Origin of the sequence: Phaeobacter piscinae (assembly GCF_002407245.1) — a bacterium.
Classification (GTDB): domain Bacteria; phylum Pseudomonadota; class Alphaproteobacteria; order Rhodobacterales; family Rhodobacteraceae; genus Phaeobacter; species Phaeobacter piscinae.
The window spans coordinates 681257-703979 of the sequence record NZ_CP010681.1; the positions used below are offsets into that span (position 1 = coordinate 681257).

Here is a 22723-nt window from a genome sequence, read left to right on the forward strand (position 1 = left end):
GCCGCGCCAAGGCTTGCACATGGGGGCAATCTTTGTCATTGCCTGCTGCAACATGCATGGCTTGCCATAGGAAACCGGACCGATGAAATTCACTCTTTCTTGGCTGAAAGACCACCTCGAGACCGACGCATCGGTCGAGGAGATCACAGAAACCCTGACCGATCTTGGTCTTGAGGTGGAGGGCGTGTCCAACCCCGCCGACCGGCTCAAGGACTTTACCCTGGGCTATGTGAAACATGCTGAGAAACACCCCGATGCGGACAAGCTGCGGGTGTGTAAGGTCGACACTGACGAAGGCGAGATGCAGATCATCTGCGGCGCGCCCAACGCACGTGAGGGCATCACCGTGGTGGTGTGTAAACCCGGCATGTATATCCCGGGCCTGGATATCACCATTGGTGTTGGCAAGATCCGCGGTGTCGAGAGCTTTGGCATGATGGCCTCCGAGCGGGAGCTGGAGCTGTCGGATGAGCATGACGGTATTATCGAACTGCCGTCGGGAGAGGTTGGGGATCGGTTTGTTGACTGGTTGGCACAGAATGCCCCGGCCAAGGTCGATCCGGTTATCGAAATTGCCATCACTCCGAACCGCCCGGATGCATTGGGTGTGCGCGGCATCGCCCGCGATCTGGCCGCGCGCGGTCTGGGCACGCTGAAACCGCTCACGATTGAGCCGGTTGAGGGCGGTTATGACAGCCCGATCAAGGTGGCGATCGCCGAGGATACATTGGACGGATGCCCGCTGTTCACCGGCCGCCTGATCCGCGGTGTCAAGAACGGCCCAAGCCCGCAGTGGCTGCAGGACCGGCTGAGCGCCATCGGCCTGCGCCCGATCTCGACCTTGGTGGATATCACCAACTATTTCACCTTCGATCAGAACCGTCCACTGCATGTGTTCGATGCAGCAAAAGTAGCTGGCAATCTGCGGGTTCACCGCGCCGCTGGTGACGAGACGCTGACGGCGCTGGATGAGAAGGATTACACCCTCTCCGAGGGTCAGATGGTAATTTCTGATGACAATGGCGCAGAAAGCATTGCCGGTATCATGGGCGGGGCTGCGACGGGCTGCACCGAGGACACCACAGATGTATTTCTGGAGAGTGCTTTCTGGGACCATGTTCAGATCGCGACTACGGGCCGTGCGCTCAAGATCAACTCTGACGCGCGCTACCGGTTTGAACGGGGCGTTGACCCTGAATACACGCGTGATGGGCTGGATCATGCCACCCGGATGATCCTTGATCTCTGCGGTGGTGAGCCGTCGAATGTGGTGACCGCCGGCGCCGTGCCAGACCATGCGCGGGCCTATAAGTTGGATCCGGAGCGGGTTCAGTCGCTGGTCGGCATGGATATCCCGGAATCCGAACAACGCCAGACATTGACGCGGCTCGGCTTCCGCTTGGAAGGCAATATGGCCCATGTTCCCAGCTGGCGTCCCGATGTGATGGGGGAGGCCGATCTGGTTGAGGAAGTGGCGCGGATTGCCTCTCTGACAAAGCTGGAAGGCAAGCCTTTGCCGCGGCTGACCGATGGTGTGCCAGCGCCGGTGATGACACCGCAACAACGCCGCCAGCAGATTGCACGTCGGACCTGTGCCAGCCTCGGCTACAATGAGGTGGTGAGCTACACGTTCACCGACAAGGCCTCTGCGGCGCTGTTCGGCGGTGGCGATGATGCCACCATGCTGGCCAATCCGATTTCGTCGGAGATGTCGCATATGCGTCCTGCGCTGCTCCCGGGTCTTTTGCAGGCTGCGGCGCGCAATCAGGCGCGGGGCTTCATGGATCTGGCATTGTTCGAGGCAGGTCCTGCGTTCCACGGCGGCGAGCCGGGTGAGCAGCATAACCTGATTTCTGGCCTGCTGGTTGGACGGACCGGTCCCAAGGATGTGCACGGTGCCAGCCGCGCGGTCGACACCTTTGATGCCAAGGCTGATATTGAGGCGGTTCTGGCGGCGATCGGCGCCCCTGCCAAGGTTCAGATCCTGCGCGGGGCACAGTCCTGGTGGCATCCGGGACGGCACGGCAAGATCTGTCTCGGCCCGAAGAAGGTGCTGGGTGTCTTTGGTGAATTGCACCCCAAGGTGCTGAGCGAAATGGGCATCAAAGGGTCCGCCGTGGCCTTTACCATCTGGCCCGATGAGGTGCCGATGCCGCGCAAATCCGGCGCCAACCGGGGTGCATTGGTCCAAAGCGATCTGCAGGCGGTTGAGCGTGACTTTGCCTTTGTCGTGACGGATGATGTCGAGGCGCTGACCTTGGTCAACGCAGCGGCTGGCGCGGATAAGGTCCTGATTGACGATGTGCGTGTGTTCGACGAATTCATCGGTGGCAGTCTGGGTGAGGGCAGCAAATCGCTGGCCATCACCGTGCGGTTGCAACCGACCGACAAGACCCTGACCGAAAAGGACATCGAAGCGGTCAGCGCCAAAATCGTGGCCAAGGTCACAAAGGCGACCGGCGGTACATTGCGCGGATAATTGCGACTGAGGGCAATTGGTCCGATCCGACCGTATGACTTGGAAAACGCGCCCGGTTTCGGGCGCGTTTTTATATATGGCCGAGGAAGTCAGCGAGCAGATCGAAGACCAGCCGGATTTTCCGGCTGGTGTGCAGTTCCCGATGGGTGGTCAGCCAGATCGGGAAGGTGATTGGTGCCAGACCGGGCAACAGACGTTCGATCCCGGGGGTCGGATCTGCGACAGCTGTCATCATCGGACAGATGCCAAACCCCTGTTTGACCAACTCCCAGGAGGCAAGACCGCTGGTGGAACTGACCCGAAAGTTCTGCGCTGTCAGGTGGATGCCGAGTGGGGCCATGAACTCAATCGACCGCTCGAGATCGGCGAAACCCACAAAATCATGATGCGACATCTCTTCGGCTGATTGCGGGCGGCCCCGGCGCTCCAGATAATTGGTGGCAGCGTAGAAATGGGCGTGTGACTCTCTGACCAGACGGGCAATCAGCTCGGGCTGATCCGGGCGCACGTGGCGGATGGCGATATCCGCCTCGCGCCGCATCAGATCGCGAATGTCATTTGCAGCCACCACATCAATCGTCAGCCGTGGCGCGCGTTGTCTCAGCTGGTGGAGAACCGGTGGCAGCACATAGGCCGACATCACGTCGCTTGCGGTTATTCGGACCGTGCCCTCAATAGCTTGCGCCTGCCCAGTGGCGGCGAGCGACAGTGCCTCAGCGGCTTCTCCCATTTTGCGGCTGTGGCTCAGCAGGTCATGTCCGGCCGAGGTTAGCGCGAGACCGCGCCCCAATCGTTCGAACAGCAGAACTCCGAGGTCTGCCTCAAGCGCTGCAACCTGTCGCGACAGGGTTGGTTGGGTCAGGCCCAGTTTGCGCGCCCCTGCAGACAAAGAGCCTGTCTCAGCAGTCGCCAAAAAGGCGCGAATGTGGTTCCAGTCCGGATCATCCATGCGGAAATGTATAGCACCCTTGCGAATTTCAGCAATTTATTGCTGGTTCCTGTATGGGTAAACCACTCTCATTCAAGGAGAAGACTGATGACAGCCGACGCGCGCTTCTGGAACCGGATAGCCCCAAGATACGCCAAATCAAAGATCAGGGACGAAGCCGCCTATCAATACACATTGGAGCGGACCAGATCCTATCTCACGGCGGCGGATCATGCGTTGGAAATCGGCTGTGGGACCGGGTCGACGGCAATCGCACTGTCAGATGCAGTTGGAAGGATCACCGCAACCGATCTGTCGGATGCCATGCTTGATATTGGCCGCGACAGGGCTGCCGAGGCGGGAGCCGATAATATTCGGTTTGAGCAATGCGCCGATGATGGGTTGCCCGCTGGACCGTTTGACGCCGTGATGGCCTTCAACCTGTTGCATCTGGTGCCGGATTTGGACGCTGCGCTTTCGTCGGTTGCAGAGCGCCTGCCCAGTGGCAAGTTATTCATCTCCAAGACGCCCTGTCTGGGTGAGGCACGGGGCAGCTTCAAATATTGGATGTTCCTGACCGTGATCCCGCTTATGCGGCTGGTTGGACAGGCCCCGAGCAACGTGCGTTTCCTCAGCGTGGCAGATCTGGAGGGCGCGGTTGAACAGGCAGGGTTCGAGATCGTTGAGACCGGAAATTATCCGGCGTCCACCCCCGGTCGCTACTTGGTGGCAAGGCGTCGTTAATCCCGGCGCTGGACGAAGGTCCTCGGCTGGTGAATACTCCGCCTGCTTGCCGACCGGGTTTTCTGTCCGGTTCAATGGCATCCATCAATGAGCGACCTTAGCAGTGAGGCGGATTCGACGGCGTGGCCGCGCCTGCCCGTTGCTGGCGCAGGAAAGGACATTTCGTGACGTTGAGCATATATCTCTCAGGTGAAATTCACACCGATTGGCGCGATCAGATCATCGCCGGGGCCAAGGATCTGGATGTGCAGTTCAGCAGCCCCGTGACCGATCATGACGCCAGCGACGATTGCGGTGTTGCCATTCTGGGGGCGGAGCCGAACAAATTCTGGCATGATCACAAGGGCGCCAAGATCAACGCGATCCGGACCCGCAAGGGGATCGAAGAGGCCGATATCGTCGTGGTGCGATTTGGTGAAAAGTATAAACAGTGGAACGCGGCTTTTGATGCCGGTTATGCGGCCGCGCTTGGTAAATCGTTGATCGTGCTGTCACAGGATGAGCATCAGCATGCCTTGAAAGAGGTTCATGCGGTCGCACTGGCCGTGGCGAAGGAGCCAGCGCAAGTTGTCGAAATCCTGCGCTACGTGCTGAAGGGGAGCCTGCCTGCGTGACAGGTCCAACTCTGACGACGGACCGCCTGCGTCTGCGACCGCACCAGCTGGATGATTTCGAGGCGCTGCTGGCGCTGTGGATGGATCCTGTGGTGGTGCGTCACACAATCGGTCGCCCAGCCAGCCGCGAAGAAACCTGGACCCGGTTGTTGCGCTACATCGGTCACTGGCAGGCCCTTGGCTTTGGCTATTGGGCGGTGACGCTGCAAGAGGACGGGCGCTATATCGGGGCGGCAGGGTTTGCGGATTATCACCGTGACATTGATCCACCGATTGGCGCGGTACCGGAGGCTGGTTGGGCCCTTATGCCTGCAGCCCACGGGAAAGGGTTGGCAACAGAGGCGGTTGACCGGATGCATCGATGGGCTGCGGAGGCCACGCAATGGGAGCGTACCTGCTGTCTTCTGGACCCAGAAAATGCAGCTTCGGTAAAAGTTGCCAAGAAACTTGGGTATCAGCCCAGCCACGATGCGCTTTATCGTGGGGAGCCGACTTTGGTGATGACGCGCACGATCACGCGTTGACCGATGTGACGAATAAGCCGCCCCACAGATCTGGCGGGGCGGCTGTTGCCGGATCAGGCCTCTTTCTTGATTTCGACGCTATGGGGATAGGGGATTGAGATCCCCTTGTCGTCGAAGGCTTCCTTGACCGCTTGCGTCATTGCGAATTTCAGCTCCCAATAGTCGGCCGCCTCGCACCACAGGCGCGCTGTCAGATCGACCGAACTGTCGCCGAGATTGGTAACCCGCACCCAAGGGGCGGGATCTGCCATGACACGCGCATCTGTGTTCGCGAGATCCAGGATGATCTCTTTGGCCGCGTCTGCGCTGTCGCCGTAGTCGATGCCGAATACCATATCAACGCGACGCGTATCATGCGCCGAGTAGTTGGTGATGATCGCGCCCCAGGCCTGGCCATTGGGGATGATGATCTGAACGTTGTCAGGTGTCACCAGCTCCGTCACGAAAAGGTTGAGATCCACCACTGTTCCCGAGGTGCCGCCAATATCAACGTATTGGCCCAGCTTATAGGGGCGGAACATGACCAGCATCACCCCGGCAGCCAGATCGCTCAGTGTGCCCTGCAGGGCCAGACCAATGGCAAGCGTTGCAGCGCCGAGCATTGCAACCAGGCTGGTGGCTTCGATCCCGAATATGCCCAGAACGGCGACCAGCACGATGGCCAGCAGCACCCAACGCACTGCGCTGGCGGCAAAGTTGCCGAGTGTTTGGTCAAGGTGCGGGGTGGCGTTGATGCGACGACGTACTGCACCGCTGATCACACCGGCTGCGATCCAGCCCACAACCAGTACGACCAACGCTTTGGCTGCGCTGATGAGCAGGGGCCAAAGGGCACCCAGCTGTTCAATCCATTGTTCCATAGTGTTGTTTGGTCCTTGTCACGATCTCATAGAAATACCCATCACCGGCTACAGGAGGACGCCGGTGTGTTCGCTGCGGGCATAGGCGGACCCGGCAGGGCTGTCACCCGCGGATTACACTGCAGCAGATCAACGTTTCAGGGAGTCGCGGATTTCCAACAGCACATCCAGTTCGGTTGGGCCAGCGGGGGCCTCCTCGGCCGGGGCGGTGTCCTCCTGCTTGAAGGTGGCGTCTTTAAGCCGATTGACATAGCGCACGAGCATGAACACCACGAAAGCAATGATCAGGAAATTAATGACGGCCATCAAAAAGGCGCCGTGGGCGAACACGGCGGCCCCGGCTTCGCGCGCGGCTTCCAAAGTGGCACCATCCGGCACATCCCCCGCCAATACGAGATAGGAGTTGGTGTAATCGACACCGCCGGTAAAGACACCGATAATCGGATTGATCAGATCGCTGACCATGCTCTTTACGATTGCCGTAAAGGCTGCGCCGATGATGATACCCACCGCCATATCCATCACATTGCCCTTAGCAATGAAGGCTCTAAATTCCTGAAGCATGCTACTTGTCCCCGTTAACGAACCACTTTGTTCTTGAGCAGTTGTGCGCGTACAACCGCGCGCTGCGTGTCCGCAGTCTAGTCCGGTTTTTGCGGCCAAGGCTATTGATTTTGCGTTGGAAATTCGAGGGGGTGGTGCGTTGAACCACTGGTGGAGGCGCTGCTGGTTGTGCCCATCGCCACATTCTCAACGCAAAATGGACTTGCGCTGACCCCAGACTGGTCCCGCGTCGGGCGTCTTTGCAGGTTAATTGTTCCGTAAGAGATGTGTTGTGACCTGTTCGCACATGGGCTGGTCGCGTCATGGGACGAAACAACACATCGGGCGGCTCCGTCAGATGAGGCGGCGGCGAAGTGTCCGCAGGCTTTTTTGCGGGGTGAGTGTTAGGCACGAGGTAGACGCGAGACATGGCCACTCTTGACAATGCGATCTGGTTGACCGGTGCCAATGGTGCTGCGCAGAACGGTTCAACAACGCTTAGCGACGGCGGCAATTCCACGGTCGTGACCGGGACATTCACGCCGGGCAGCTGGGACAGCTCGCAAAGCGGCTACCAGGTGTCCGATTTCGGTGCCTTTGGTGTCAGCGAGCCGATTACCGCAAGCTATGGTTTCTCCAACCCGGTGAGCGATTTGCGGTTTGAACTGCAGCATGTGAATTCCAACGGCAGCTCCCATGACGACAAATTCACCCTGCGGGTTCTGGATGCCAGCGGCGTTCTGATCCCTGCGGCACAGGTCGTTGCGGGACTGACCGGCGTGACCCACCATCAGGTGACGATCAATGCTGACGGGACAGTCTCCATCGAAGGGGAGGGCAGCACAGCTGCCAATATCGGCGTCGCGATTGACGGGCCGATTTCGCAGCTGGATGTGACTTTTGACAATGGCAGCGATGCGCCGATCTCCGGTGGTGCCGGGCTGTCGGACTTCACCTTCTCCATTCCGCCCGCACTCGACTATGTCGTGGAAGGCACGGATGCAGGCGAGAGGATTGATATCGATTATCTGGGCGACCCCGAAGGGGATCGTGTCGACAGCGGGGATGCAGCTGACGGCTCTCAGGATGATGTGATCGTGGCCGGGGGTGGCGACGATACAGTTCTGGCCGGTGAGGGGGACGACTTCGTTGATGCCGGTGCGGGTGATGATTCCGTCGACGGTGGCGCCGGCGACGACACGCTCTCTGGCGGTGGCGGACGTGACCTGCTGCAAGGCGGCGTCGGCAATGACCTGCTGCAAGGCGGCCGCGGCGGTGACACGCTTGAGGGGGGCGCCGGGCGCGACACGCTGGAAGGCGGTGGCGGCAACGATTCACTAAGCAGTGGCGACGACAACGATCTTCTCTTGGGCGGCGATGGCGACGACACCATCACCGCAGGCTACGGCGATGACACGCTTTATGGTGGGGACGGCAATGATCGGCTCGAAGGGCTTTATGGCAATGATCTGATCTATGCCGGTGACGGCGACGACCATGTCTTTGGCCGTGACCAGGATGACCTGATCTATGGCGAAGATGGCAATGACACGCTGATCGGCAGCATGGGAACGGATACCGTCTGGGGCGGTGCTGGGAACGATATTCTGGCGGGCAGCCAGGGCAATGATGAGATCCACGGCGGCGATGGTGACGATCTGGCCTTCATCGGTGTCTATGAGGATTCCGATCGCATTTTCCTCGACGATGGCAATGATTTTCTGGACGGAAGCTCCGCCGGATCATCCTTCTACGGGGAAGGCGGTCGCGGCGACGATGTGATGAACAGTGGCGTTGGCAATGACACGCTGCTGGGGGGCGAGGGATATGACCGGCTGAGCGGCGGCGCGGGTGGTGACTCGCTTGATGGCGGCAGCGAAGATGACATCATCGAAGGCGGCAGCGGGGCTGATACGCTGATCGGCGGAACTGGCGCTGACAGCCTATACGGTGACGACGATCGGGATTTCTTTGTTGGTGGGGCCGGAGACGTCGTTGATGGCGGCGAAGGTGGCGATGACTATGACCGCCTGGATATCAGTGAGCTGCGCGCGCTGGGCGACACGCGTGTGGTCTACACCAGTGCCGACCGGGAAGACGGACGGGTTGAGGTCCGAAATGATCAGGGGGACTTTGTCAGCAGGCTGACGTTCTCCAATATCGAAGAGGTCATTCCCTGTTTCACCCCGGGCAGCCTCGTTTTGACCCCCGGTGGCGCAGTGCCGGTGGAAGCGCTTGAGGTGGGCGACCGGGTGGTGACGCGCGATGGCGGACCGCAGACCTTGCGCTGGACCGCGCGCCGGATCGTGACCAACAACGATCTTGCACGGCGCCCGCAGTTCCAACCCATCCTCATCGAAGCAGGTGCGCTGGGTTCTGATGGTGGCGAACCTGTGCCGAACCGGGATCTGATGGTGTCACCGCAGCATCGGATGTTGCTGACCGGAAGCCGCGCCGAATTGCTGTTCGGGTCAAATGAGGTGTTGGTGGCGGCGGTGCATCTGCTCAATGATCGCGATATCCGTCGTGCGCGGACAATGGACGTAACATACATCCATCTGCTGTTTGATCAGCATGAAATTATCTGTGTGGATGGCGCCTGGAGCGAGAGCTTCCAGCCGGGCGATCTGACGCTGTCGGGTATGGATGCGGCCCAGCGGTCCGAATTGTGCCATCTGTTCCCGGAGCTGGAGAGCATGGGGCGCGCATTCCCAACGGCGCGGCGTTCTCTGCGCAGCCACGAGGCACGTGTGCTGTTGTCCTCAGGCCGCGGCAATATCAGGTAAGACCCCAATAGGAGAGGAGGACCCGGCCACTATTCGCAGCCGGGTCGATTTCGTTACTGGTACTTTTTGATTTCGCCCGTTTTGAGGCGTGCCAGATAGCTGTTCAGCTCGCCTTTGACGATGGGCATCAGGAAGTAGAGTGCCACGATATTGACGACCGCCATGGCAAAGATCGCCGCATCGGAGAAGTCGATGACCGGACCCAGGCTGGCTGCGGCGCCGATGACGACGAAGGCGCAGAAAATCAGCTTGAAGACGAGTTCAGTGGTCTTGCCTTCACCAAACAGGAAGGTCCAGGCCTTGAGGCCATAATAGGACCAGCTGATCATCGTGGAGAAAGCAAACAGGATCACTGCGATGGCCAAGATGTATTTGAACCAGCCAAATGCGGAGGAGAACGCCGCAGATGTCAGTGCCACGCCGGAGTTGCCATCCACGGTCTGGATGGCGCTGCCTGCTTCGTTCAGCACATAGAGACCGGTTTCAGGATCGCTGACCAGCTGACCGGTGATGATGATCACCAGTGCTGTCATCGTGCAGATGACCACAGTGTCGATGAAAGGTTCCAGAAGCGATACGAAACCTTCGGTGATCGGCTCTTTGGTCCGCACCGCGGAGTGGGCAATCGCTGCCGAGCCAACACCGGCTTCGTTGGAGAAGGCCGCGCGTTTGAAGCCCTGAATCAGCGCCCCGACCATACCGCCTGCAACGCCGAGACCGGTAAAGGCACCGTCGAAGATCTGGCCAAAGGCCCAGCCGATTTTGTCGAAGTTCAGCAAGATGATCACAAGTGCGGTCAGCACATAAAGGACACCCATGAACGGCACCACCTTCTCGGTGACACTGGCGATGGATTTCAGGCCGCCGATGATCACGGCGAAGACCACACCGGCAAAGATGACGCCGGTGATCCAACCGGGATAGTCGCCAAGCACATTGGTCAGCTGCGCATGTGCCTGATTGGCCTGGAACATGTTGCCGCCGCCAAAGGCGCCGAGGATACAGAAGATCGAGAAAAGAACCGCCATGAACTTACCACCGGGCAGGCCCCGTGCGGCAAAACCTTTGGTCATATAGTACATCGGACCACCGGAGACGGTGCCATCGGGGTATTCATTTCGGTACTTCACACCCAGCGTACATTCGGTGAATTTCGACGCCATGCCCATCAGGCCTGCGAGGATCATCCAGAATGTCGCACCGGGACCACCGATGCCAACGGCAACCGCAACACCGGCGATATTGCCAAGGCCGACAGTGCCAGAAAGAGCCGTGGCCAGCGCTTGGAAATGGCTCACCTCGCCAGCGTCATTCGGATCCGAATAGTCGCCTTTGACCAAGGAAATCGAATGTGGGAAGGCGCGGAACTGGATCAGTCCGAAGTAGATGGTGAAAATGGTTGCCGCGATCACCAGCCACGCAACGATCCAGGGAAAGCTGGTGCCGGGGAACGGGCTGAAGATGAAATTGACAAACCATCCGGTGGAGCTGGCAAACAGCTCATTCACCGTTTCGTCGATGGTCTGTGCCATCAGCGGGCCCGACAGCCCGAGGGCGCCGGGGACGGCCAGAGCAGCCGCTTTTGAGAGAGTGTTCATGATGACCCCTGTCGATCAGTTATGGGACAATGGTGATCGGAACCGGCGCAGCCTGCGCCAGGCTGCCTGCAACCGAACCAAACAGCCGCGACGAGAGCGCGGAGTGGCCGGTGCGTCCGATAACGATGTGATTGGCGCCTTCGGATTTGGCGATGGACACCAGCACTTCGGCGATATTGCCGTATTTCACCGTGGCAGTGACATCCACGCCGCTGGTTTCCAGGTCCTTGAGAAGCGGCTGAATCAATGCGGTTTCGGCGCGCTCCAGCTCTTCGGTGCGGCGTTTGTGGCGCTCTGCCAGCTCGGAGGCGGACAGAAACGAATACGGTGACCATTCCAGGACATGCGCGACAACAATGCTGCCGCCCTGTGCCTTTGCCACGTCCAGCGCAAAGTTGAGCGCGGTGCGCGCGCTTGTGCTGCCGTCGTAGCCAACTACGATTTTTGAGGCCATCTGCCCCTCCCTTGGTTCACGTCATCCCTGTGACGAAGTGTCTCAATTTTAAGACGTTGTTGATAGGAAAGGTTCTCGATTTCCTTGCGTATTGGGAAAATTTCGGAAAAATGTGCGGATAACGATTAACTACTGGGAAAAATTCCGATGGACTTGCTGGATTCGCGCATTCTTTCCGCCTTGCAACAGGACGGTCAGATCTCAATGGCCCGGCTGTCTGAAAAAGTTGGGCTGTCTTTGTCCGCATGTCATCGTCGTGTCAAGATGATGGAAGCCAATGGCATGATCGAAGGCTATGCCGCGCGGCTGGATCGCAAGAAGGTTGGTCTTGAGCTGCAGATCTTTATCGAGATCAAGCTGGTCAGCCAGCAGCGGGAGAATATTCAGGCGTTTGAAGATGCCATTTCACATATGCCAGAGGTGCTGGAGTGTCATTTGATTTCAGGGGAATTTGACTATCTGATGCGCGTCGCTGCGCGCAATACGGATGCTTACGAGAAACTCTATCGCAACCGATTGTCGGAGATCCCGTCGGTTGCGCAGATGAAGACGCTGCTCGGGGTGTCCACCGTGAAGGAGTTTCGCGGCTACCATCTGGATTAGCGCTTCATGGCTGGCGGGCATCCGCGACCAGACAATCCAGTCCCGAAGAGGTCAGAGTGCTGAGAAACGCCAAAAGATCAGATTTCTCCCGGTCGCTCAGGCCGAGTGATCGCACACGCGGGTCTTGACCCGGCAGCCCCGCACCGCCGCTGTCGTAATAGTCAATCACCTCAGCCAGCGTGCTGAACCCGCCGTCGTGCATATAGGGGGGCGAGACACCGAGGTTGCGCAGCATTGGCGTTCGGAACCGCCAACGGTCCTGCGGGTCCTCGGTCACCTCATAGCGCCCAAGATCAGCATCCTGTGGGCCGCTGACCGCGCGGACCAGGTCATAGTCCACATGATGGATCACGCCGGGTGCGACCTGAACAGGCAGGGTTTCCGGGGGATTTTGGCGTTCCAACTCCCGCATCTGACCATATCCGGTGTCGTGAAACTGCTGATCGGTGAAGAGTGCATCCTTCGGGCCAACGCTGTGGCAGGACACACATCCCGCCTTGTTGCGAAACAGTTTGAACCCGCGTTTTGCGCTGGGTGACACCGCAGCTTGCTCGCCGCCATAGAACCACCGGTCAAACGGGCTGTTGCCGACGGTCAACGCCCGTTGGTAGGCGGCCAGCGCCATGCCAATCCGGTCTAGCGAGGCGGGCGCCCCAAACGCCTCATGAAACAAGGTGTCATAGGCATTGTCGGTTTGAAGGTGGGAAACGACCCGTCCTGCAGATGGGTTGGCCATCTCGTTTCGGGCGGTGAGGGGCCCGATAAACTGGGTTTCCAGCATGGGGTCGCGGCCATCGTGAAACAGCGGGTTCAGCAGGCCCACATTGATCAGGCTTGGCGCGTTGCGTTTCACGCTGCGCCCTTCCACGCCGACCGAAGTCGCGAGCTCCCAGTTGGCAAACCCCTGCTCCGGCACATGGCACATTGCGCAGGACATGGTGTTGTTGATCGACAGCGCGCGGTCAAAGAAGATCTGCCGCCCCAGCGTAATCCGCGCTGCTGTCGGAGGATTGTCCGCCGGGTAGACCAAAGGTGGCAGACCCAGCTGCGGTGTCAGACTGCGTTTGGCGGCTCTCTCCGCCCAGTGCTCATCGGCGGGCTGTGGGCAGCTGTCAGCTGAGATTTGCACCGGCAGATCGCTTGGCCGTGCAACGATATCGCCGTCGGCGAACGCTCTCGGCGCGGCGGCAATCAGCGAAAGCGCAGCGGCTGCGCTGAGCAATATGCAACGTCGCAGACGCGGGGGGAGGGCGATCATTCTCTGGCCTCTTCCAGTAGCAGCGTTTCCACATCGGTCATCAACAGGCGCGGGTCGATCAGACCCAGCCCGTAAACATTGCGGATCATGCCATGACGGTCGACCAGATACATGCGCAGCAGATGGTTGATCTGGTCGTCTGCGCCGCCACGGTCCACGACCTGCCCAAACCCGTCCAACAGGGGCTGTAACGCTGCGGCATCCGGCGTGGTCAGCACCTGCCAATCCAGTTTATGGGCACTGGCAGGATCGCTGCTTACTGGATGCGCGAAGGCCGCGATGGCCTCGACCGTGTCGCGCTCTGGGTCGAAGCTGATGGTCATCAGTTGAACCTCCTGTCGCAGATCCGGAAGCTGTGCGCTGGCGTCGTGAATGTCATAAAGCGTCGAGAAGGCCAGCGGACAGCCATCAATATCGCCGCAGGTCAGATAGACAAAACTGATCAGCGTGATCTTGCCATCGATCAGTTGGTGCAGCCGATCCCTAGTGCCATCAGCAGTCAGCACCGTGCCATCCGGTGCAGGTTTCAATCGGTTCAGCCGATAAGATCCAGGTTCCGGCGGGCTGAACTGGAAGGCGGGATCGCTTGGGAATACCTCCGAAAGGCGGGCGGGCGTGGCCCGCAATGCAGCGGGCGTCAACCGTGCCATCAGATCCGCAGGGCGCCAGGTTCCGGCCAGGGCCACGACACCTGTCAGCACCACCGCAGCAGCGGCTATGGAAACGGCGAGAGTTTTCTTGCGCATGGAGTTCCTCCGGCAAGGTGAGGTCCGCGAGGGGAGATCGGGGCGGCAGCATACCGCCCCAAAGCAGTCTCTTAAGCGGAATAGAGCGCGGCGCTGCCAAAGCGCATGATGTGCGCGCGACCCAAGCCTGCGGCATAAAAGTCGATGTTGAAATCCTCGACCAATTCTTTGCCGTCCCAGTTGTAGGCCCTCAGGTATTGCACATCGTCCTCGCCCTTCTTGTCCCAATTGGCGAGCAAGGAAGAGGAGAAATAGACCCGTTTGCCGTCCCAGCTCTGGCTGACCATATTGACCTGTCGATCAATGGTTTTCTCATAGATCTGTGCCGGGTTATGCGGGTCGGAGATATCAAACAGCCGGGTCTTTCCATCCATGAAAGAATTGACCCAAAGCGTTTGATCATCGGCGGCGATGGAGATGTCGACGGGCAGCGGGATATCCTCGGGGTTGCCGATGTCTGCCACCGATTTGGCCTGCCATTCGCCATCGTCATCCTCATAGATCAGCCAGAGCTGCGAGGTGAGTGCTGTGGTTGAGAAAGCGTAGTTGGCATTTGGCCCCCAGGGAAAGCGCACTTCGAGCGGCGCGCCAGGCACGTTGAACACTTTTCGCGGCTGACGGGTGTGCAGATCCCAGAGCACCATGCTGTTGCCAAAGCGTTTCATCGCTTCGGCGTCCTGCAGCATCTGCCCGAAATCCATCATGTAGTTTGACCATCCCGTGAAGGACGAGGTGAGCATCACGTTCTTGCGGATCAGGGCGCGAATGTCATAGCCATAACCATCCGCAACCGCGCCATCGACCGCGACGGCCCCTTGCATGTCATCAGCAGTGGGCATCCAATAGGTGGCGACGTAGTCTCCGTCATCATTATATTCGACCAACGCCGTTCGGCCGCCGTGGTCGTCCTGATTGCTCAGCCCGGTGATCATCATGCTACCGGGCAGGGCAAAAAACGTGTGGGGACCAACCACACCGCCGGAATCCGCAACAAATGTCTCGATCACCTTATGCAGCTTGGGCGCTGCAGGATCGCTGTGAATATCGAAGATAAAGATGCGATTGGTATCAAGCCCGCCAGTCCAGAAATAACGGCGATCAGCTGAGAAGCCGCCATGATGGGCCTCGTTCCTACCGCCGACTGAGAGACTGTGAATGACCTCCCCGCGGGTTGGCGAGTCGGGGCGCAGGTCAACCGTCACCATCTTGTCTTGCTCGTCGCCCATTCCCTCCACTCCGAGGGTCCAGACGTAGACGAATTCTTCCTGACCCGTAATCTTGGGCATATAAGGGGACTGACAGGTCTCATCCGCAAAGGCGCGAAACGGACCGGCCATGGCCAGCGCAGCGGCGGATAATCCGCCGAATTCTCTTCTGTTCATGTTCTCTCTCCCTTCAAAAAATCAATGTGGTTGGCTGGCCCTTTCCTGTGCCGCCGCCAGTGAATTGGCATTTGTGGTTTCCGCATGAGCGACCGAGCAATGTTGAATGGCCGCGGCGGCATGAATGGCTTGTTTTGTGAGAATGGGTAAAATTCTGGGCTGGATGGCAGGTGTGATACGGCTGGTTGGACCGACCACTCCCATCGAAAAAATGGCGCCAAGCCGGTCGACAATGATTGGCACCGCAACGCTGGTGACCCCGTTGTCAATCTCACCATCGCAGGTGGCATAACCATAGCGACGCACCTGCTGTAACTCGCGGGCAATCTGCTCCGGCTCAGTGCGTGTCTTGTCGGTAAAGCGCACCGGCAACGTGTCGATCAGGTCTTGCTGAAGCTCCGGCGCGAGAAAGGCGGCAATTGCCTTGGCCGAAGAACAGGCATGAACCGGGCGGACCCCTAACCCTGGATAGATATAAGGAACCGAGGGATCCGCCGGGACCTGCGTATGAATAAGATCAACGCGACCGCCGCGATAGCGCGCCAGAAACGCGGTCTCTCCCAGATCCTTCACCACCCGCTGCAACACGGCAGAGACCGCGTTGATGACATGGGTGTCGGACTTTCCCGTCAGCGCGATCTTGATGAACCGCAGTCCCAGAATATACCGGCTGCCGGTCTCGGTTTCTTCCAGAAAGCCGCATTCTAGCAGCGCGGCGATATGGCGATAAAGGCTGGCACGGGGGGTCGCTGTCATCTGGGCCAGCTCGCTTGCGCTTACCGGTGAGGCGGAGGAGGCTACCGCTTCCAGAAGAAGGATCTGTCGGTCCTGCATGCGATTCCCAAAATACGGACACTTGTATCGTAATTCGGGAAAATTGAGTCTGGCAAGAGGTTTCACAACCTTATGCTATGGGCGCAGGCCCTGATACGCGCGACAGGTCACGCGGATCGGGGCTGGCCGCAGGGCAGATGGTGGCGGTAGGTCGCCGCCTTTCAAGAGGGCAGCGCAGAGGGTTTATTGGCCCGCGCCGCCAGCGCGACCAGTGGGGATGACCTCGTAACCGGGTTCCTCAGGCTCATCATCCGTCATCTCAGACGGAAACCCGGGGGCCGTGATCTTCAGGCCGGTGGCCTCTTCCAGCCGTCTGATGATGTTTGGGGACAGCTCCCGGCTGCCAAATCGGGCCTCGCCGTCTTTGAAGATCTCGATCATCAGAGGGTTGATCTCCAACGGCACGTCATGGCGATCAGCAACGGCCTGAAACAGGCCAATATCCTTCGAGACCAGATCCATGGTGAAGGAAATATCGCGGGATCCGTTCAGGATCACCTGACTTTCGGTTTCATGCACAAAGGAGGTGCCGGAGGAAATCTTGATCGCCTCATAGGCGGTGTTGAGATCCATTCCAGCGGCCTTCGCGGTCACCAAAGCCTCGCAGCAGGTCAGAAGATTGGCGGTTGCCAGATAGTTGGTGATCACCTTCAGGACCGAGGCTGAGCCGATTGGCCCTGTGTGCAGGATTCGCCGCCCCATGGTTTTCAGCAGCGGCGCGATCCGGTCAAAGGTTTCACGGTCGCAGCCGGCGAAGATCGAGATATTGCCGGTGTCCGCCCGGTGACAGCCACCGGATACGGGGCAGTCTACAGCGGTTCCCCCCGCCTGTTCGACCATGGTACCAAGGCGTTTGACCTCTGCCTCATCCGTCGTGGACATCTCCATCCAGATTTTGCCGGGCCCAATCTCCGGTAGCATCTGTTGCATGACCTGATCGGAGGCTGTGGGCGAGGGCAGGCAGGTGATCACCGCGTCGCAATTGCGCATCAGCTCCGCCGGATCCTTGGCTGCCGTGGCACCGGCCTCCGCTGCCCTCGTAACCAGCGCGGCATTCAGGTCATAAACGCTGAGATCAATGCCGTTGCGCAGCAGGCTGCCACTCAGCTTGCCACCAACGTTTCCGAGGCCGATAAATCCTACTTTCATGCCGCTCTCCCTGCTGGCTGTTTCAAGGAGCATTCCAAGAACCAAGGCAAAGAGGAACAAAAATTGCAGTTCTTGGAGTGAAAAATAGCTGTTCGGCGCGCAGCTCTGACAGGTCCCCAGTTGGAGTGAGTAGTCAAAAGGTCATATGCGGCTTGGCGCCACCGAAACCCGCCAGATGGCGATTTTATTTCTGAGGGGAGATGCGCGCAGAAACAGCATCCCCCGATCAGTTTTCAGCACAATCAAAGGGCGTGACCATGGACATGCGGCTCTGAGTCGCGACGGGTGGCGTCTTCAGGATATGGTTGGCGTGGAGCAAGTTGAGGAAGGCATTGCGCATGTCTCTGGCAATGTCGTGCTGCAAGGCAACGGTAATGTTTCCCTGTCGCAAAAGTGTTCGGTTCTCACTATCCAGATCATGAGCGACATAGGCGCGCGGGCGGTGACCATAACTTTGCAGACTTTCCGATATGGCGCGATTGGCCCCGCCCATTGAATAGACGCCCAATATCGGCCCAAGGCCCGGAGCGGACAGTTGCTCCTGCAGCACCGCTCGGGTCTCGAACGCGAGCCCGGCCCCGGCTGAAACTGTCATCAGCCGCAGATCAGGGCGGCGCTCTGACATCAACCTTAGGAAGCCACGTCGCCTTTGAGCCTCGCCGTGAAAGGCCAATTGGCTGAGTGTGGTCAGGATGGTTGCTCCGGATGGAGCGCTGTCCGGCAGACATTTGTCGATCATATAGGCCGCTGACTGGCCGGCCGCGTAGTTGTCCGGACCGCAATAGGCGCGGCGAACACTCCCTGGCAGGTCGGTAAAGGCGCAGACAACCGGAATGCGCTTTCTGTCCAACTCAGCGACCATCGCGGTAATCTCAGGCAGATCCCGCACCTTCAGCACCACCCCGTGACTGCCACGTTTGAGGATCTGACGAAGCAGAGCAACGCAGTCAGGCGCGGACATGATCTGGCGAAAACTATACCGCGTGTGGATCACCGCGGGGCCAATGGTGGGCAGGACCGCCTCAGTTGCGTGCCGAATTTCCCGGCTGAACCGTTCGGGTGCTTCCACCACAACGTCGAAGTAGAGCCGCCGCCCCCGTGCTGAGAGTTGTTGTTCCTGTCCCTCCAGTTCGGCGATGGCTGCGCGAACGCGCGCCTGGCTGCGGGGGCTGACATTGGCGCGTGCGTGCAGAACGCGGTCCACAGTTGCCGTGCTCAGCCCAGATTGCCGGGCGATATCCTTGATCGGGAAAGGATGGCTCATTGATGTATTTTTGATGGATTTGCGCGCTGACCACAAGCGCCCGACCCGGCAATCTCATAGCCAGAGACAGTAGGGAGGAGGCCCAGATGACAACTGCTGCGACACCGATGGGGCAGGCCTATTTTGATCCTGATGGATGCGCGTTGAGTGACTTCACCGCGCAGGTTCAACGGGAACTGACACCCGACCAGGTTCCGCTTGCCGACAAGATTGAGAAGAATATCCCGATCTATGACATGGCAGCCCTTAAGGCGATGCTCAGCGCGCCAGAGGCGCGCCGCCATCTGATGGCAGAATGGGCGCAGGGATTGCGATACGGGGCGGGTGTTCTGGTGCTACAAGGTGCCTATCAGGACGTGGCTCCGATTGATGCCGCAAGCGCTGTCTTCGACGAAATCATCTCACAGGAGCGGCTGGCAAATGGCGGCGGGGCGGACCATTTCGCTGCAGCGGGATCAAATGACCGGATTTGGAATGCGCTCCAAAAGCTCTGCGAAGCTTCGCCTGATGTCTTCGCGCGCTATTTTGGCAACTCATCAATCGCGGCCGTTTGCGAGGCCTGGCTTGGACCCAACTACCAGATGACGGCGCAAATCAATCTGGTGCGTCCGGGCGGAGCTGCCCAGCAGGCGCATCGTGACTATCATCTGGGCTTTCAATCAGCGGAAACCTCCGCGCAGTATCCGGCCCATGTGCATGACCTATCGCCGGTTTTGACGCTGCAGGGGGCGGTGGCCCATGCCGATATGCCGGTGGAGAGCGGCCCGACCAAGCTGCTGCCGTTTTCGCAACAATACCGTGCGGGCTACGCAGCTTGGCGGCGCGAGGACTTCCGGGCCTATTTCGAAGAGCACTGTGTGCAGTTGCCTCTGGCAAAGGGTGATGCCGTGTTCTTCAATCCGGCTTTGTTTCATGCCGCAGGAGCCAACCGATCAAAGGATGTTCAGCGGATGGCGAACCTGTTGCAGGTTTCGTCTGCCTTTGGCCGCGCAATGGAGACTGTGGACCGGCGCGGCATGTCGGAGCGGCTTTTCCCGGCGCTGGCCAGGCTGAAGCGTGAGGGCGCCATGACGGACGCTGATCAGGCCGCAGCAATTGCAGCCTGCGCAGAAGGGTATTCTTTTCCAACCAATCTGGACCGGGACCCGCCGGTGGGCGGTTTGGCCCCACAAACGCAGGCCGGGCTGTTTCATCAGGCCCTTACCGAGGGTTGGACATCCGAGCGTTTCAACAAGGCGCTGGCGGCACAGGACTTGCGCCGCCAGGCATAAGGATCTGATCGCTTACAACGCGACTGGTGCCCCCGCCTCAAGCGATTGGGCGGCGGCATCGGCCAACATCTGGGCGCGCAGGCCGTCGTCGATGCTGGGGGAGGGCGTGGTACCTGCCTGAACGGCCTCGACAAATCGCGCCATTTCGTTGCGATAGGCCGCTTCGTAGCGCTCAAGGAAGAAGTGCTGCGCAGGGGCGGTCTGGAAACCGTTGGTTCCGGCCACTTCCACCGTGTTTTCCAACATATTGGCCGCGCGGAGCATCCCCTTGGAGCCATGCACCTCCACCCGTTGGTCGTAGCCGTATGTAGCCCGCCGGGAGTTGGAGATTTGGCAGATCTTGCCGCTGGCCGTGGTCAGCGTAACGGCGGCTGTGTCCACATCGCCTGCTTCGCCAATGGCGGGATCGACCAGCGCTGAGCCAACCGCAAAGACCTGCACCGGTTCCTCGGCCAGCAAAAAACGCGCCATATCAAAATCGTGGATCATCATGTCGCGAAACAGGCCACCAGAGGTCTTGATATAGCTGACCGGCGGCGGGGACGGGTCACGTGATAGGATCGAGACGATCTCCACATCGCCAATCTCACCGGCCCGCAGGCGTTGTTGAAGATTGGCAAAATTCGGATCAAAACGACGGTTGAACGCTGTTAGAAAGGCAACTCCCGCCTCGGCCACTGCCGTTTGGCAATCGCGAATGCGGTCGGCGGACATATCGACGGGCTTCTCGCAGAATATTGCTTTTCCTGCAGCCGCAGCCTGATGGATCAAGTCGTAATGCGTATCAGTTGGGGTGCCGATAACGACCGCGTCGACGTCCGCGCTGGTGATTAGCGCGGAGGCCTCGCGCACATCCGCGCCGATCTTGCTGGCCAGTGCATTCGCGGCATCCGGCATCGCATCTGCAACCGCAGTGACGCGCACCCCGTCCAATTGCCCGACAGAGCGCGCATGGACCTGGCCGATGCGCCCGCAGCCCAAAAGGCCGATATTCAACATTGTGTCTCTCCCTTGAAGGCGCGAAGAACGCTGCGCGCCGCAGCAACGACCGGATCGTGGGTTTCGGACAGGATGCTGACCCTGTCGAACCGGTCCGGATCGCTATTCACCGCATCGCGCAATGCGGCCCCAAAGGCCATGCGCAATTCGGTGCCGATATTGAATTTGCAGATGCGCGACTGGCGCGCCAGCATTTTGCGCTGCGCGACTGGTACGCCGGAACCGCCGTGGATGACCAGCGGCACTTCGGTGATCGCCTCAATGGCGCGGATGCGGTCGATATCCAGCCCGCCTTCCTTGTCCTGTTGCAGATGCACATTGCCAACTGAAATCGCCATCGCATCGACGCCGGTATCCTGCGCGAACTGCCGGGCCTCTTCCGGGTCGGTACCGGCTGACCCCTCGCCGCCGGAATACCCGACAAAGCCGATCTCTCCCTCGCAGGAGACATTTGCAGCATGAGCCATCTCTACGATGGCTGCGGTTTCGGAGATATTCTGATCCAGCGGATTGCGCGAGCCGTCGAACATCACTGAGGTAAAGCCGCTGTCGATGGCGATACGGCAGTCCTCAAAGGTGTAGCCATGATCCAGATGGGCGACCACAGGAACCGATGCACTTTCGGCCAGATGCCGAAACATCTTGCCTAAGATCGGCAGCGGAGTATGGGCGCGGCAGGACGGGCCTGCTTGCAGGATGACCGGCACGCCTTCAGCCTCAGCGGCGGCCACATAGGCGCGCATGTCTTCCCAGCCCAGTGTGACCAGCCCCGCAACGGCATAGCCATTGCGCAGGGCTGGCTGCAGGACGTCAGCCAATGTTGCAAGGGTCATTTGAACTTAGCCACCATATCCTTGATGCCGGGGATGGTTTCGACCTGATAGGCATGGGTGGGCTGGAAGTACTGGATCAGGCTGCGCTGGCTTAGACCGCCAAGGATGGTGAAGTAATACATCTCATATCCGGGCATCACAGCGCAGGGGTGATACCCCTTGTCGATCATGATCGTGGAGCCATCCATCAGTTGGTAGGCGTCCCCCGGCTTGCCCTCTTCGCGTTGCAGGATCTGCACGCCAGAGCCATGGTTGGGACGGAAGCGGAAGTTATAGGTCTCATCATGGCGTGTCTCGATGATGTTGCCATCCGCATCTTTGCGGTCGGTATCATGTTTGTGCGCCGGGAAGCCGGACCAGCCGCCCTGTCCCACGGTGAACAGTTCTGACACCAGCAAGCGGCCGACCTTGTCGTGCTGTTTCTGGCCCAAGATATGCTTGATTTTACGATGGGTCTTGGTGTCGTCAGAACCGTATTGCACCAGATCGATACCGTCGGCGCGCACGTCAAATGGTTCCAGCACCTTGTCGTATTTGGCGCCCGCGATGAAGGTTTCGGTCGCATCCGTTGTGCAGGTGATGGTCACCTTGGCCCCGACGGGAATATAGACGCCTTCCGGCTCACCATCCCAGACGTCGGCGGTGCGGGTGCCGATGCCAGCATAGCTCAGGCCCTCGACCTCAATGTCTACGGTGCCGGTGGCCGGAACGATGCAGGTCTCATAGCCGGGCACCTGATACTCAAAGGTCTGGCCCTTGGTCAGTTTGACGATGTTGAAATAGTTCAGCGGAACAAGCGCGTTGTCAGCATCGACAATGGCTTTGTTCTGGTTGTCATGAGGGGCGATATGCAT

Annotated in this window: 21 protein-coding genes; 7 read left to right on the forward strand and 14 right to left on the reverse strand. The window is 59.3% G+C overall.

Going from position 1 to position 22723, the window contains the following annotated elements; translation table 11 throughout:
• The first annotated feature begins 82 nt into the window (after positions 1-82).
• Positions 83-2479, forward strand: coding sequence for a phenylalanine--tRNA ligase subunit beta (gene pheT / locus phaeop14_RS03110; RefSeq protein WP_096788722.1), 2397 nt, complete (start codon positions 83-85; stop codon positions 2477-2479).
• 70 nt (positions 2480-2549) lie between these two features.
• Here the strand turns inward: pheT and phaeop14_RS03115 are convergent, their stop codons facing one another.
• Positions 2550-3428, reverse strand: a complete 879-nt coding sequence (locus tag phaeop14_RS03115; RefSeq protein WP_096788723.1) for a LysR family transcriptional regulator — start codon at positions 3426-3428, stop codon at positions 2550-2552.
• A gap of 87 nt (positions 3429-3515) precedes the next feature.
• Here phaeop14_RS03115 and phaeop14_RS03120 point away from each other — a divergent pair, with 87 nt between their 5' ends.
• The 3 genes from phaeop14_RS03120 to phaeop14_RS03130 all read left to right on the forward strand — a co-directional run bounded on the left by phaeop14_RS03120 (position 3516) and on the right by phaeop14_RS03130 (position 5289).
• Entirely contained in the window at positions 3516-4151 is a 636-nt protein-coding gene (locus tag phaeop14_RS03120; protein ID WP_040181547.1) for a class I SAM-dependent methyltransferase, read from the forward strand.
• A 164-nt stretch (positions 4152-4315) separates the two neighbouring features.
• On the forward strand, positions 4316-4765 hold the full coding sequence (locus phaeop14_RS03125; protein WP_096788724.1) for a YtoQ family protein: 450 nt from the start codon (positions 4316-4318) through the stop codon (positions 4763-4765).
• Positions 4762-5289: a GNAT family N-acetyltransferase gene (locus phaeop14_RS03130; protein ID WP_040181545.1), complete on the forward strand. Its 528-nt coding sequence runs from the start codon at positions 4762-4764 to the stop codon at positions 5287-5289. Before phaeop14_RS03125 ends, phaeop14_RS03130 begins: the two co-directional genes overlap by 4 nt.
• 53 nt (positions 5290-5342) lie before the next feature.
• Here phaeop14_RS03130 and phaeop14_RS03135 read toward each other — a convergent pair whose 3' ends face one another.
• Both phaeop14_RS03135 and mscL read right to left on the reverse strand, forming a co-directional pair.
• Complete coding sequence (locus tag phaeop14_RS03135) at positions 5343-6149, reverse strand: mechanosensitive ion channel family protein (RefSeq protein WP_096788725.1); 807 nt, start codon at positions 6147-6149, stop codon at positions 5343-5345.
• 129 nt (positions 6150-6278) lie between these two features.
• Positions 6279-6713, reverse strand: coding sequence for a large conductance mechanosensitive channel protein MscL (gene mscL, locus phaeop14_RS03140; RefSeq protein WP_040172364.1), 435 nt, complete (start codon positions 6711-6713; stop codon positions 6279-6281).
• Between the two features lie 407 nt (positions 6714-7120).
• On the opposite strand from mscL, the gene phaeop14_RS03145 reads away from it, so the two are divergent.
• Positions 7121-9478 (forward strand): Hint domain-containing protein, encoded by a 2358-nt coding sequence (locus tag phaeop14_RS03145; protein ID WP_096788726.1) that lies wholly within the window; start codon positions 7121-7123, stop codon positions 9476-9478.
• A gap of 53 nt (positions 9479-9531) precedes the next feature.
• On the opposite strand, the gene phaeop14_RS03150 is transcribed toward phaeop14_RS03145, so the two are convergent.
• Both phaeop14_RS03150 and phaeop14_RS03155 read right to left on the reverse strand, forming a co-directional pair.
• Complete coding sequence (locus tag phaeop14_RS03150) at positions 9532-11076, reverse strand: alanine/glycine:cation symporter family protein (RefSeq protein WP_040172368.1); 1545 nt, start codon at positions 11074-11076, stop codon at positions 9532-9534.
• Positions 11077-11095: 19 nt separating this feature from the next.
• Positions 11096-11530, reverse strand: coding sequence for a universal stress protein (locus tag phaeop14_RS03155; protein ID WP_096788727.1), 435 nt, complete (start codon positions 11528-11530; stop codon positions 11096-11098).
• A 147-nt stretch (positions 11531-11677) separates the two neighbouring features.
• Between phaeop14_RS03155 and phaeop14_RS03160 the strand changes: the two genes are divergently transcribed.
• A complete protein-coding gene (locus phaeop14_RS03160) occupies positions 11678-12133 on the forward strand; it encodes an Lrp/AsnC family transcriptional regulator (protein WP_024098143.1) in 456 nt (151 codons plus the stop codon).
• Positions 12134-12137: 4 nt separating this feature from the next.
• Here phaeop14_RS03160 and phaeop14_RS03165 read toward each other — a convergent pair whose 3' ends face one another.
• From phaeop14_RS03165 to phaeop14_RS03190, 6 genes are all read right to left on the reverse strand, one after another.
• Complete coding sequence (locus tag phaeop14_RS03165; RefSeq protein ID WP_096788728.1) at positions 12138-13391, reverse strand: cytochrome-c peroxidase; 1254 nt, start codon at positions 13389-13391, stop codon at positions 12138-12140.
• Positions 13388-14137 carry an SCO family protein gene (locus tag phaeop14_RS03170; protein WP_040181541.1) on the reverse strand — a complete coding sequence of 250 codons (750 nt, stop codon included), beginning with the start codon at positions 14135-14137 and terminating at the stop codon, positions 13388-13390. Before phaeop14_RS03170 ends, phaeop14_RS03165 begins: the two co-directional genes overlap by 4 nt.
• A gap of 71 nt (positions 14138-14208) precedes the next feature.
• Positions 14209-15519, reverse strand: coding sequence for a methanethiol oxidase (gene mtoX, locus phaeop14_RS03175; RefSeq protein WP_040172376.1), 1311 nt, complete (start codon positions 15517-15519; stop codon positions 14209-14211).
• Between the two features lie 21 nt (positions 15520-15540).
• Positions 15541-16353: an IclR family transcriptional regulator gene (locus phaeop14_RS03180; RefSeq protein WP_040181539.1), complete on the reverse strand. Its 813-nt coding sequence runs from the start codon at positions 16351-16353 to the stop codon at positions 15541-15543.
• 183 nt (positions 16354-16536) lie between these two features.
• Complete coding sequence (locus tag phaeop14_RS03185; RefSeq protein ID WP_096788729.1) at positions 16537-17502, reverse strand: NAD(P)-dependent oxidoreductase; 966 nt, start codon at positions 17500-17502, stop codon at positions 16537-16539.
• A 226-nt stretch (positions 17503-17728) separates the two neighbouring features.
• Positions 17729-18766, reverse strand: a complete 1038-nt coding sequence (locus phaeop14_RS03190; protein ID WP_244905803.1) for a LacI family DNA-binding transcriptional regulator — start codon at positions 18764-18766, stop codon at positions 17729-17731.
• An 86-nt stretch (positions 18767-18852) separates the two neighbouring features.
• Between phaeop14_RS03190 and phaeop14_RS03195 the strand changes: the two genes are divergently transcribed.
• Positions 18853-20037, forward strand: a complete 1185-nt coding sequence (locus phaeop14_RS03195; protein ID WP_096788731.1) for a phytanoyl-CoA dioxygenase family protein — start codon at positions 18853-18855, stop codon at positions 20035-20037.
• A gap of 12 nt (positions 20038-20049) precedes the next feature.
• Here phaeop14_RS03195 and iolG read toward each other — a convergent pair whose 3' ends face one another.
• From iolG to phaeop14_RS03210, 3 genes are read right to left on the reverse strand one after another with little or no spacing between them, the layout of a single operon-like run.
• A complete protein-coding gene (gene iolG, locus phaeop14_RS03200; protein ID WP_096788732.1) occupies positions 20050-21036 on the reverse strand; it encodes an inositol 2-dehydrogenase in 987 nt (328 codons plus the stop codon).
• Positions 21030-21869 (reverse strand): class II fructose-bisphosphate aldolase, encoded by an 840-nt coding sequence (locus tag phaeop14_RS03205; protein WP_096788733.1) that lies wholly within the window; start codon positions 21867-21869, stop codon positions 21030-21032. The genes iolG and phaeop14_RS03205 overlap by 7 nt, the downstream gene beginning before the upstream one ends.
• Positions 21866-22723, reverse strand: a complete 858-nt coding sequence (locus phaeop14_RS03210) for a 5-deoxy-glucuronate isomerase (protein WP_040172390.1) — start codon at positions 22721-22723, stop codon at positions 21866-21868. The genes phaeop14_RS03205 and phaeop14_RS03210 overlap by 4 nt, the downstream gene beginning before the upstream one ends.